The organism is Nocardioides sp. (genome assembly GCF_036405735.1).
Taxonomy (GTDB): Bacteria; Actinomycetota; Actinomycetes; order Propionibacteriales; family Nocardioidaceae; genus Nocardioides.
The window spans coordinates 1-11,979 of the sequence record NZ_DASWXC010000084.1; the positions used below are offsets into that span (position 1 = coordinate 1).

Sequence of the window (11,979 nt, forward strand, 5' to 3'; positions counted from 1 at the left end):
TGGTCGAGCAGTGAGGCCGCCCGCGGCCGAACGTGTCGAGACCACCGCAACCCCGGCACCCGCTGTACCCCACGTCCCAGCACCACCCACCGAGGTCTCGACACGCCTCGCCTAACGGCTCGGCGGCTCGACCAACGAACCCCCGCTGGTCGAGCAGTGAGGCCGCCCGCGGCCGAACGTGTCGAGACCACCGCAACCCCGGCACCCGCTGTGCCCCAGATCCCAGTTCCACCCACCGAGGTCTCGACACGCCTCGCCTAGCGGCTCGGCGGCTCGACCAACGGGAAAAGGGCGGCTCGACCAACGGAGAACGCGGCTCGACCAACGGAGGCGCGGCTCGGCCGCTCGACCGGCGCGGGCACCAGCCGGGGTGTCACGTAGGTTCGCGGCATGACTGTGCGCTGGCGGGCCCCGGGTCGGGTCAACCTGATCGGGGAGCACACCGACTACAACGCGGGGCTCGCGCTGCCGTTCGCCATCGAGCAGGGGTGCACGGCCACCGTCTCGGTGGCGCAGCACGGGTTCACCGTGACGTCCGCCCAGAACGGCGAGCAGGTGACCGTCGACGATCTGCACGAGCTTCCCGACGGTTGGGTGCGCTACGCGCTCGGGCCCGCGGCGGTGCTGGCGAGCCGCGGTGTCGACGTACCTCCGCTCCGGGTCGAGATCGACAGCGACGTCCCGCTCGGCGCGGGCCTGTCGTCGTCGGCAGCCGTGGTCTGCTCGGTCACGACGGCGCTCGATGACCTACTCGGGCTCGACCTCTCCCCCGACGACCTGCTCGCGGTCAGCCGCGCCGCCGAGAACGATGTCGTCGGCGCACCCACCGGCGGCCTGGACCAGCTGGCGTCACTGCGCTGCGAGGCAGGTCAGGTGCTGCGCTGCGACTTCGCCGACTTCTCCACCGAACTGGTGCCCTTCGATCCTGCCGCGCACGGGCTGACCGTGCTGGTCGTGGACACGCGGGTGGAGCATGGCCACGCGGGTGGCGAGTACGCCGCCCGGCGCCATGCCTGCGAGCAGGCCGCCACCCGGCTCGGGCTCGGCTCACTGCGCGAGGTCACCGACCTGCCAGCGGCACTGGTCGCGCTCGACCGGCCCGAGGACGGTGAGCTACGGCGCTGCACCCGGCACGTGGCGACGGAGAACGCCCGGGTCCAGGAGGTGGTCGAGCTGCTGCGCGCCGGCGACGTACCCCGCATCGGGCCGCTGCTGAGCGCGTCGCACGCGTCCCTGCGCGACGACTTCCGCGTCACGGTCCCGGAACTCGACCTGGCCGCTGCGACCTTGGAGGAGGCCGGGGCGCTGGGTGCCCGGATGACGGGCGGCGGCTTCGGCGGCTGCGTGATCGCCCTGGTCCCGGTCGACCGGGTGGACGCCGCCGTACGGGCCGTCGAGCGGGCCTTCGCCGGCGCCGGCCACAGGGCCCCGGTGTCGTTCACCGCCCGGCCCTCGGCCGGGGCGTCCCGGCTGGACGCCTAGCCCGGCAGAGCGTCCGGGACAGTTCAGAGCCCGAGCCGCGCGAGCACGCGGTCGGTGGCGTGGCCGTCCTCGGCCGACGTGTAGGTCTCCCGGAAGGTGGCGTACCGGTCGGCGTACGCCTTCTCGTGCGTCTCGAGATCGCCGAGCGCCGCGGCGAGATCCGCCGTGGTGGAGACGACCGGCCCCGGCGCCTCGGGAAGCAGGTCGAAGTAGAACCCGCGGACCGAGTCCCGGAACCGGTCGAGGTCGTAGGCGTAGTACAGGATCGGCCGTCCGGTGATCGCGAAGTCGAACATCACCGAGGAGTAGTCGGTGACCAGCACGTCCGCCAGGCAGTAGAGGTCGCGCACGTCGGGGTAGAGCGAGACGTCCCGCACCGACGGCGCGTTGGGGATCCGGGAGCGCCCGGTGACCATGTTGTGCGCCCGCACCAGCAGCACGTGCTCGAAGGACAGCCGCCGGCTGAGCTCGACCAGGTCGAGCATCACCGGCACCTCGGGGTCGCCGTCGGCGAACACCTCGTCGTCGCGCCAGGTCGGCGCGTACAGGATGACGGTGACGCCGGCCGGGATCCCCAGTTCCGCCCGTAGCCGCGCGGCGACGTCCCGGCTGCGGGGATCGCTGAGGAGGTCGTTGCGCGGATACCCGGTCTCCAGCACCTCGCCGTCGTACCGGAAGGCCTGGCGCAGCCGCGGCGTGCTCACGGCGTTCGGCGAGAGCAGCAGGTCCCACTTCGCGACATCGCCGTCCAACCGGTCCAGGCGGCCCTCCGGCGCCCACAGCACGTCGCGATGGATCCGCTTCAGCGGTGTGCCGTGCCAGGTCTGGACGTACGTCGTGCCGGGCTGCTTCTCCCAGGCCACCTCGGTGTGCGTATTGGCGATCAGCAGGTCGGCGTCCTCCAGCACCGCCGTGGCGTCGGGGCCATCGATGTCGACGGTCTCCACACCGGGTGGGAAGGCGGCGAGGTGTGCCCGGTCGGCCAGCCACGTGTGCCGCAGGCCAGGTCGGTCCGCCAACCGCTCCCACAAGGCCCGGGGATTGTCGGAGAACCGGCCGTGGAAGCTGTTCCACACGATGTTCACGCTCGGACCTCCTCTGCGATGCCCGGCTCCGCCGGGTCCCCGACGGGGCCACAGGCCGCCGTCGCCTCGATCAGCTCCACCACGCCTGCCCAGCTCGCCGTGACAGCGAACGCCCCTGCCGCGCGCAACTCGGCCGCGCGCTCCGCCCGCTCCGGCGGCGGCACGAAGCAGACGTTGCCGATCGTCCGGATGCCCGCCCCGACAGCGCTCCTGACACCGGCGGCGGCGTCCTCGACGGCCAGCGCCTCCCCCGGCTCCAGGCCGAGCCGTTCGAGTGCGAGCCGATAGACGGCCGGGTCGGGCTTGCTCGTGGGCAGCGCCAGCGAGTCCTGGGCACTGACGTGGTCGCCCGGTGGGAGCAGCATGTCGAGTGCGGTCGCCCTGACACAGGCCGCCAGTCGCACCAGGGCGCTGGAGCTGACCACGATGAGCTCGAACCGCTCGCCCAGCCGCTCCAGCGCTCCGCTCACACGCGGGTCCGGCCGCAGCACCTCCGCGAGGTGGCGGGTCACCGCACGCTGCTCGCGCGCCACCCACTCCTCCAACTCCTCGTCGCCGAGCGCGACCCCCAGATCCCGGGCGAAGTCGCCCGCGAGTGCCCGGAAGTTGCGACCCAGCGCCGCGCGACGCAGCTCGTCAGCCTCCCACCGCCGCCCGGAGCCGAGGCGAGCCAGCAGGTCGTTGGTCACCCTCGTGGAGGCGGCGAACGCCGGCTCCTCCGACGGGAAGAGGTTGCCGTCGGCGTCGAGTAAGACGGCCCGTACGGCGCAGGTCGCCCCAAGGACTGGTTCACGACGCGGCACGGCCGCTCCTCTCCAGCATGACGAGCGCCGCCTGCAAGGACGCCACGAACGCCTCGTCGTGGCGCACCCGTTCGAAGCCGGGCGCGGCAGCGAGCAGCGGTCGGACGTCATCGGTGGCGGTGGCGGCCGGACCCAGCAGCGCTGCCGCGTCGGGATCCTCCAGCCGTGCCATGACCTCGGCGTGCGTGCTGGTGCCGGCCGCGATGTCGGCCGCCGCGCGCGCCAGGTCCTCGACCCAGGCGGCGACCACCGCGGTCAGAAGCGAGCACGGGCGGCCCTGGTCGAGCGCCCGATCCAGTGACGGCAGGACGTAGTTGCGCACCCGCACGGAGCCGCGGCGACGCAGCCGGCACAGCGGATCGGCGATCGCAGGGTTGCGCAGGCGGGCCAGCACGCTGGCACGGTAGTCGCGTACGTCGACGCCGGGCGCCGGCTCCAACACCGGCTCGACCTCCTCGGCGAGGAGCCGCTCCACCGTCGCACCCAGCGCCGGGTCGCCCATCGCGCTGTCCGTCGACGCGTGCGGTGTCCTGGCCCCGAGGTAGCCGAGCGCGACGTGGGCGGCGTTGAGCATGCGCATCTTCATGTCGACGTACGGGCCGACGTCGGCCACCAGCTGCACCCCCACCTCCTCCAGAGGCGGTCGGGCGGCCGAGAACATGTCCTCGACGACCCACTGGCTGAACGGCTCGGTCACCACCGGCACCCGGTCGTGGATGCCGAAGCGCCGGTGCAACAACCGCACGTCGTGCTCCGACGACGGAGGCGTGATCCGGTCGGCCATGCTGTTGGGGAACGCGACGTGCTCCTGGATCCACCGTTCCAACCCGGGGCTGCGGCGCGAGGCGGCCGCCAGCACGCACCGACGCAGGGCGTCGCCGTTGGCCGGCAGGTTGTCGCACGAGAGCACGGTGAACGGTGCGATCGCCGCGCGGCGACGCTCGTCGAGCGCCCGGGCGAGCAGCTCGAAGGTCCGGGTCGCCCGGCCCTCGTCGTACGACGGCGCGGTGATGGTCACGGTCACCAACCGTGTCTGCGCCGACCGCAGCCGGGCGGCGACCGCGGCGGGCTGCTCAGCGGCGGAGAGGTAGTCCCGGAGCGAGCCGACCACCCGGGCACGCGGATCGGGAGCACCGAGCTCCAGGACGGTGTAGAGGCAGTCCTGCGAGGTCAGGTCGGCCCGAAGGCGAGCGCTGCGCGGTCCGACTCCGACGACACCCCAGTCCAGCGACACCCCCTGCGCGGCGAGCCGGTCGAAGTACACCGCCTGGTGGGCGCGGTGGAAGGAGCCGACACCGAGGTGGACGACGCCCGGCCGCAAGGCCGCGACGTCGTACGTCGGTCGCTGCACGTCGCGGTGCAACGATCCGAGCGCGGCCAGCGACAGCGAGCGCAGCACGGTCTCGCCGCCCCCGGTGGCGCCGGCGCTCGAGCGCAGCGTCGTGAGGACGGGTCGATCCATGGGCACCTCCCGGGACGAACACCCCGAGCGGCGCGCGGGAACCCTGCGGTGCCCAAAGCGGGTCTTGGGTATGTGTCGGCGTTCTCCGGTTTCGGCCACGCCACACGGGATACCCACACGGGGTCGGGCGGTCGTCGACGCCGCCCGTCCGGGAGGGAGAGGCCAATGCGCGCGATGGTCTACCGCGGGCCCTACCGGGTCCGGGTCGAGGAGAAGCCGATGCCTCGCATCGAACACCCCAACGACGCGATCATCCGGGTGACGCTGGCGGCGATCTGCGGCTCCGACCTGCACCTGTACCACGGCATGATGCCGGACACCCGGGTCGGCACCACCTTCGGCCACGAATTCATCGGGGTGGTCCACGAGGTCGGCCCGTCGGTGCAGAACCTCGCGGTCGGCGACCGGGTCATGGTGCCCTTCAACGTCTACTGCGGCTCGTGCTACTTCTGCGCCCGGGGTCTCTACGCCAACTGCCACAACGTCAATCCCAACGCCACGGCCGTGGGCGGCATCTACGGCTACTCCCACACCTGCGGCGGGTACGACGGCGGGCAGGCCGAGTTCGTCCGCGTGCCGTTCGCCGACGTCGGTCCGGCGCTCATCCCTGAGTGGCTCCCCGACGAGGACGCCGTACTGCTGACCGACGCGCTGGCCACCGGCTACTTCGGCGCACAGCTCGGCGACATCCGCGAGGGCGACACCGTGGCGGTCTTCGGTGCCGGCCCGGTCGGGCTGTACGCCGCCCGCTCCGCCTGGCTCATGGGTGCCGGCCGGGTGATCGTCATCGACCACATCGAGGAACGGCTGGAGAAGGCGCGGACCTTCGCCTACGCCGAGACGGTCAACTTCACCGAGCACGACGACGTCGTCGTACACCTCAAGCGCACGACCGGCCACCTCGGCGCCGACGTGGCCATCGACGCCGTCGGCGCGGAGGCCGACGGCAACCGCACGCAACACATCACCGCCACCAAGCTCAAGCTCCAGGGCGGCTCACCCGTGGCGTTGAACTGGGCGATCGACGGGGTGCGCAAGGGCGGCACCGTGTCGGTGATGGGCGCCTACGGGCCGATCTTCAGCGCCGTGAAGTTCGGCGACGCCCTCAACAAGGGCCTCACGCTGCGGATGAACCAGTGCCACGTGAAGCGGCAGTGGCCGCGGCTCTTCGAGCACCTCCGCAACGGCTACTTCACACCCAGCGACATCGTCACCCACCGGGTGCCGCTGGAGCACATCGCCGAGGCGTACCACATGTTCTCGGCCAAGCTCGACGGCTGCATCAAGCCGCTGATCGTCCCCGACGCCGGCTGAGGAGGCCGCCATGCCCTATACCGCCGACAAACCCGTGCCGCCGCCGTCGAGCGACGACCTGCGCCGACGCATCCCCGGCTGGGGCGCCGACCTCGATCCGGCCGACCGCCCGGCGGTGCCGCGCGAGCGGTTCGACCCCGGTGCGACCGGCGCCCACTGGGAGCTGCCGGAGCAGCAGCCGCAGACCGGCCCGCGGGAGCGCTCGATCGAGCACGGTCGGCTCCCACCGGTCTTTGGAACGAGCGTTCCCCTCAAGGGCCTGTCCGGGGCCATCCGCGGGCTCGCCTACCGCCGCTACAGCGAGGGCCGGGCGGCCCACTGGCTGCTGTTGCTCGCCGCGGACCGGGTCGACGTGCTGGAGAGCGCCGCGCGGTCCGTGGCCACGCCGCGGCCCGACAACCCGATCACGCAGACCGGGATCCTCAGCGAGCCGCGCCGGCACGGCTGGTCCTCCCGGGTCGGCCGCGGCCGCGCCGACACCGGCCACCACCTGATCGACCCGGTGATCGTCGGCCTGCCGTGGGCGGCGGCCGGCGGCGCGGCGTACGCCGCAATCCGGATGCTGCGCCGGGTCGTCGGCTCGTAGAGTCCGGCACCATGGCCGTGCCGCTCGCCAACGCTCCCCTCACCACGGATCGTCTGCTCGTGCGCCCGTGGCGACACGACGACGCCGAGCGGATGCTCGACATCATGAGCCGGGTCGAGGTGACGAAGTGGCTCGGCGACGGTGCGCCGTACGTCATGAGGGACCTCGACGAGGCCCACGCCCGCATCGACCGCCTCGCCGAGCGCAGCGCGACGCCGCCGCTGCTGTACTGGGCCGTCGAGGTCCGCGCGACCGGCCAGGTCGCCGGATCGGTGCTGCTGCTCACGCTGCCGAACGCCGAGGACGGCGAGGTCGAGATCGGCTGGCATCTGCACCCCGACTCGCAGGGCCGCGGGTACGCCACCGAGGCCGCCGCCGCGCTGATGGCCCACGGGTTCGCCGGTGGCCTGCCCGAGATCCACGCGCTGACACACCTCGACAACGCGCCGTCCCAGAACGTCTGCCGCAAGCTCGGCATGCATGACCTTGGGGTGGTCGAGCGCTGGTACGACGGGCCGTCGCAGCACTTCCTGATCACCGCCCAGGAGTGGCGCGCCCGGCACTGACGCCTCGCCGCTGCCGGCTCCAAACTGTCACCGTGACACTTCGCGGTAGGGGTGACCCTTCAAACCGTCACCCTCGACGGCAACTGTCACGGTGACAGTTTGGGAAGACGGCGCCGACTGGTGCGCCGGCGGGGTCCGCCCGCCCCCGGGGGAAGGCGGGCGGACCGGCTCTGGGCCCGGCTGTCCGTCAACTGGGTCAGGCCACCACCCTCCGCCGACGGAGGAGCAGCACGCCGCTCAGTGCCCCGAGCAGCAGCCCGGCCAGCAGGGCCCAGCCGGCAGCCATCGCCGACCACGCCACTGAGGCGCTACCGGCCGGCGCGGGAAGCGCCGCCACGCCGGAGTCGACAGCGAGCGGCAGCCCGCCGGCGTACGCCGGAGCCGGACGCGCCAGGCCGGCGCTGGTGTCGTCCGAGCCGTCGCCGGAGGTACCGGCACCGCCCGCGGTCGACCCCGGGAGCCAGCCCGGGAACGCATCCCCGTTGCCCGGTCCGGGCACGACCGACTCGTCCGGCGTCGCGCCGGTGTCGCCAGCCGCCGGACCGCCGGGCGTGAGCCCGCCGCCGTCACCGTCACCATCGCCGATCACGATGATCTGGTTGAGCCCGTTGGGGACCGGCACCTCGTTGTCGGCCATGACCGTGCCGCCGGCCGAGGCCGGGTTGCCGTCGCCAATCACCACAACCTGGTTGCCGGACGTCTCGCCGGGCAGGGCGGTCGCCGGGTCGTCACCGGTCGGTGTGCCGTCGGCAGTGTTGCCGTCACCGATGACGACGACCTGGTTGCCGGAGCCGTCGACCGGCACCACGGCGTCGAGCGGCGTCTCCGGCGCGGTGCCACTCGGGTCGGTCGCATCGGTCGCGCCGTCCGAGACGTTGCCGTCCCCGATGACGATCACCTGGTTGCCCGAGAGGTCCACGGGAACCACCGCCGACAGCGGGTCGTCGCCACCGGTGACGGCGCCCGAGTCGGTGTCGCCGGCGGCGGCGTTCTCGTCGCCCAGGACGATCACCTGGTTGCCGGAGCCGTCGACCGGTACGAGGGCATCGACCACCGTCCCGGAGCCGTCCGCCGTCCCGTCGGTCGCGCCGGCGTCGGTCGCACCCTCGGAGACGTTGCCGTCACCGATCACCACCACCTGGTTGCCCGTCACATCGAGCGGCGCGATCACCGACAGGAGGCCGGCGTCACCACCGGTCACCGCGCCGGAGTCCGTGGACCCCTCGGAGACGTTGCCGTCACCCAGCACGATGACCTGGTTGCCGGTCGCGTCGACCGGCGCGAGGGCGTCGATGGCGGTGTTCTCGCCGCCGGTGACGCCGCCACTGTCGGTGGACCCGGCGTTGGTGTTGTCGTCACCCAGGACGGTCACCTGGTTGCCCGAGAGGTCGACGGGCGCCTGGAGGTCCACGCCGTCACCACCGGCCCCGACGGTCACCCGGTCGTCGGTGCCACCGGAGTCCGCGTTCGTGTTGTCGTCCCCCAGCACCGTGACCTGGTTGCCCGAGACGTCCGCAGGGGCGCTCACCTCGAGCCCGCCTTCGTCGGCGTTCACCGTGACGGTCTCGGTCTCGCTGCTGGGTGTCACCGACACCGGCTCGCCGGAGTCGGTCGTGGTGCCGGTGGAGTTCTGCTCCCCCAGCACCGTCACCTGGTTGCCGGAGAGGCTCCCCGGAAGCTCGATGTCCTCGGCCGAGGCGGCTGGGGTCCCCCACAGGTAGCCGAGGACCGTGATCCCTCCGGCTACTGCGAGCGCGCCCAGGCCCCGGCGTACGTTGGTACGCATCTGACTGGTTCCCTTCTGCTGATCTGCTGGTGCCGGCCGTGGCGGTCGCCGACGGCCCGGTGAGGTCGCCAGGCAGGTCAGTCAGGGGTGTGACCGGGCAGGGGTCCGGTCGTCCCTGCGCGCAGTCGATGCTGCGCGAGCACCCCGGCGGTGGGACGGTCCGCCGGGGTGGCAAACGATGAGGTGAGTACGGCGGTCCCGGCCGCGCCGGGTGCCCCGCTCGCGGCGAGCACGGTCTCTCCCGGCTCGCCGTAGGGGCCGGCCGGCGGATCGGGCTGGGGCGTCGCCTCGGCCGTCGCGGACGGGGCGGCCGACGGGCCGGCCACGTGTGCGGCCCACGCGGCGATCGGCTCGACGGCCGGGCGGCTCGCCGCAGCCACCGGCGGCATGATCGAGGCGTCCGACGCGGAGCGCGAGGCCCGGTCGACCGCGCCGACGGTCGGGGCCGCCGACGTTGCGGCGGTGTCCTGGTCGGCGATGTCCGTGAGCGGCCGGAGCCGCTCAGGACGGACCGCGGTCGCCAGCGCGGTCTCGGTCCGCGCCACGGCGACGACCAGGTCGTCGGTGGCGCGCTCGGTGGTCTGCTCCAGCCGCGTCGCCAGCGTCTCGACCGGCTCGCGCAACGGCCGGGCCGCCGGCACCGCCGCGGTCCGACGTACGGCGGAGGTCGCGGCCGTCACGGCCGGACGCGCGGTGTCCTGGACCAGCCGCGAGGTGAGCTCGTGCAGCGGCCGCGGTTCTTCGGCGGCCTGCGCAGGCTGGGCGGCCAGCAGCAACCACACGACGACTCCGGCGGCACCGGCCAGCGCATACCCGAGGTACCGGAGGTACCCCCGAGGGGCGGCTGTCGCGCCCGGGTAGCTCGCTGCGGTCCTGTCCACGTGGCTCTCCACTGATGGATCGGTCGGCGGATCGGTCGCCGGTCACTGTCGTCCTCTCGGTGTCCCACCTACGGACCGGTCATTCCTCTGGGAACCACGACGGCCGCCCGGAAGCCGGGCGGCCGTGCGAGGAGTGCGGGCAGTGCAGGTGGGTCGATGCTGCTCAGGCGGGCCAGCTCGATCCCGGTCGCGTGGGGCCGGCGCTGTCGGTGCCGGCGCTCCCGGCGGCACCCGTGTCGCCCGGGCTGCCCGCCGGGCTGCCCGAGTGGCCGCCGGAGTGACTGCCGGAGTGGCTGTGCGACTGCACCTTCTCCTGGATCTTGTCCTTCGCCGCGGCCCCCTGCTCCCGGACGGCGTCCTTGACCGCGGAGGTGGCCTCCTGCTTCTTGTGCTGGACGCGGGGGTCCTCCCACATCCGGCGCGCACTGCTCCGGATCTGCTCGTACCGCGCTCGGCCGGCCCGGCTGCCGAGCACGTAGCCCGCGCCCGCCCCGACCAGTAGTGCCAGCTTGCCCTTCATCACGAGCCTCCCTCGGTCGATGTCGTGTGGTCGCCCTCCGGTGCCCGGTGGCGGACGAGACCATGACCGGCGCCGCGGCGGTAGCCGCGCGCCACGCGGGATCACGCGTCAGGAGCGGGAGGTCGCCGTGGGGGCGCTGCGCTCGACGCGGCCGCCACGGACGGCCCACAGCCGGCCGGCGCGCCACCGGCGACGTCCGATCCCGGAGATGCGCCACAGGGCCAGCGGGTCGTCGGCGAGCGCGTCACGGTGGCGGTCGGCGTACGCTCTGCCGGCGGTGTTGTTGCGGAGATCGGCCTCGCTGTCGAGGGCGTCCACGGAGTGGCGTTCGTGCTGGTCGGTCAGGCGCTCGGCCGTCGCACTGCCGTACCGGAGGCTGAGCCAGGCCGACCAGGTGAAGTGGCGTACGGCGTTCTGCATCCGCGGCCGACCGCGCGCCCGCACGATCCCCGCACCCAGTGCGAGCGCGGCGGCGATGACGACCCGGGCCGCGTCGCGGCGGCCGAGCAGGTCGCGGGCGGCCCGGTACAGCCCCGGTGCGGCCGCCGTCACCGACCGGATCCGGCGCAGCGGGCTCATCGTGGCACCTCCGGCGCCGGCGCGGCCGCCGGCCCGTGCGGGACCGGACACCCAGCCGGGAAGGTGCCGAGGTCCTCGACGCGATAGCCGTGCGGGTAGCTGCGGACATACGACAGGTCGCGAGCGCGGAACGGACGCCGCCGGGGCGGTAGCCACCGCACGAGCCGGCCGCGGAGCCGGATGAGCGAGCGGCACGCCCGCTGCACCGGGACGGGCGGCTCGGGATAGCCGAAGGCCCGGCACAGCTCGGGCCCCATGAGGGAGCGCAGCATCGCGGTGACGAGTGGTCGCGGCAGCAGGTGGTTGGGCGGGATGGTGCCGAACAGCTCGATCGTGGCGTCGGCGACCGCCCGGCCACCGGCGTCGAAGGCGAAGTGCTCGCGCTCGTAGTCGTCGAGCAGTCGCGCGAAGCCGGCGTAGTCCTCGGGCAGGTCCCGGATGCCCATGTGGCGGCCCAGCCGGCGGTAGTAGGTGGTCTGGGCGACGATCTCGGTCGGCGTGAGGCGGCGCCAGCCGAACTCGTCGATCCACCGCACCGGGGTCACGACGAACGTCGCGAGCACGTAGCGCAGATCGTCGTTGGCGATGTCGTAGGCGCGGTGCATCTGGTTCATCCGGCGTATCGCCGCGCGGCCCTCGCTGCTGCCCAGCCCGTGCTCGAGGATCGCGTCGAGGATCAGCACCGTGTCGTCGTGGCGCTTCTGCGTCCGGGCGGTGAACTCACCCGTCTCGTGGAGCAGCCGTCCGATCGAGGGCACCGCGAACGTGCGGAACAGGGCGAAGCTGAGCGCCTGGGTGACGTCCCAGGGGAACTCGTAGGTCGCTACCAGCCGGGAGATCTCCTCGTGGTCGGCGACAGGGTCGAGCCGCTCGATGCGGTCGCGGATCGCGAAGCGGCGGGCCATGTGCCATTCC

Annotated in this window: 12 protein-coding genes; 4 read left to right on the forward strand and 8 right to left on the reverse strand. The window is 73.2% G+C overall.

Annotation, left to right across the window (positions count from 1 at the left end; genetic code table 11):
• Positions 1–390 precede the first annotated feature (390 nt).
• Positions 391–1,482, forward strand: a complete 1,092-nt coding sequence (gene galK / locus VGE38_RS13605) for a galactokinase (RefSeq protein WP_331143089.1) — start codon at positions 391–393, stop codon at positions 1,480–1,482.
• Positions 1,483–1,505: 23 nt separating this feature from the next.
• Here the strand turns inward: galK and VGE38_RS13610 are convergent, their stop codons facing one another.
• From VGE38_RS13610 to VGE38_RS13620, 3 genes are read right to left on the reverse strand one after another with little or no spacing between them, the layout of a single operon-like run.
• Positions 1,506–2,567 carry a CDP-glycerol glycerophosphotransferase family protein gene (locus tag VGE38_RS13610; RefSeq protein WP_331143090.1) on the reverse strand — a complete coding sequence of 354 codons (1,062 nt, stop codon included), beginning with the start codon at positions 2,565–2,567 and terminating at the stop codon, positions 1,506–1,508.
• On the reverse strand, positions 2,564–3,370 hold the full coding sequence (locus VGE38_RS13615) for an HAD family hydrolase (protein ID WP_331143091.1): 807 nt from the start codon (positions 3,368–3,370) through the stop codon (positions 2,564–2,566). The genes VGE38_RS13610 and VGE38_RS13615 overlap by 4 nt, the downstream gene beginning before the upstream one ends.
• Entirely contained in the window at positions 3,357–4,832 is a 1,476-nt protein-coding gene (locus VGE38_RS13620; RefSeq protein WP_331143092.1) for a mannitol dehydrogenase family protein, read from the reverse strand. The genes VGE38_RS13615 and VGE38_RS13620 overlap by 14 nt, the downstream gene beginning before the upstream one ends.
• A 219-nt stretch (positions 4,833–5,051) precedes the next feature.
• Between VGE38_RS13620 and VGE38_RS13625 the strand changes: the two genes are divergently transcribed.
• Genes VGE38_RS13625 through VGE38_RS13635 form a run of 3 tightly spaced genes read left to right on the forward strand, consistent with a single transcriptional unit; the run spans position 5,052 to position 7,298 of the window.
• Positions 5,052–6,146, forward strand: a complete 1,095-nt coding sequence (locus VGE38_RS13625; RefSeq protein WP_331143093.1) for a zinc-dependent alcohol dehydrogenase — start codon at positions 5,052–5,054, stop codon at positions 6,144–6,146.
• Between the two features lie 10 nt (positions 6,147–6,156).
• On the forward strand, positions 6,157–6,732 hold the full coding sequence (locus VGE38_RS13630; RefSeq protein ID WP_331143094.1) for a hypothetical protein: 576 nt from the start codon (positions 6,157–6,159) through the stop codon (positions 6,730–6,732).
• Positions 6,733–6,743: 11 nt separating this feature from the next.
• Complete coding sequence (locus VGE38_RS13635; protein ID WP_331143095.1) at positions 6,744–7,298, forward strand: GNAT family N-acetyltransferase; 555 nt, start codon at positions 6,744–6,746, stop codon at positions 7,296–7,298.
• 196 nt (positions 7,299–7,494) lie between these two features.
• Here VGE38_RS13635 and VGE38_RS13640 read toward each other — a convergent pair whose 3' ends face one another.
• The 5 genes from VGE38_RS13640 to VGE38_RS13660 form a co-directional block, all read right to left on the reverse strand.
• The gene (locus VGE38_RS13640) at positions 7,495–9,084 is read right to left on the reverse strand and encodes a hypothetical protein (protein WP_331143096.1); all 1,590 of its coding nucleotides are present in this window, start codon (positions 9,082–9,084) and stop codon (positions 7,495–7,497) included.
• Positions 9,085–9,161: 77 nt separating this feature from the next.
• Positions 9,162–9,965 carry a hypothetical protein gene (locus VGE38_RS13645; protein WP_331143097.1) on the reverse strand — a complete coding sequence of 268 codons (804 nt, stop codon included), beginning with the start codon at positions 9,963–9,965 and terminating at the stop codon, positions 9,162–9,164.
• Positions 9,966–10,128: 163 nt separating this feature from the next.
• Complete coding sequence (locus VGE38_RS13650; protein ID WP_331143098.1) at positions 10,129–10,485, reverse strand: hypothetical protein; 357 nt, start codon at positions 10,483–10,485, stop codon at positions 10,129–10,131.
• Positions 10,486–10,593: 108 nt separating this feature from the next.
• Entirely contained in the window at positions 10,594–11,064 is a 471-nt protein-coding gene (locus VGE38_RS13655; RefSeq protein ID WP_331143099.1) for a DUF6973 domain-containing protein, read from the reverse strand.
• A complete protein-coding gene (locus VGE38_RS13660; RefSeq protein WP_331143100.1) occupies positions 11,061–11,969 on the reverse strand; it encodes an oxygenase MpaB family protein in 909 nt (302 codons plus the stop codon). Before VGE38_RS13660 ends, VGE38_RS13655 begins: the two co-directional genes overlap by 4 nt.
• Positions 11,970–11,979 lie beyond the last annotated feature (10 nt).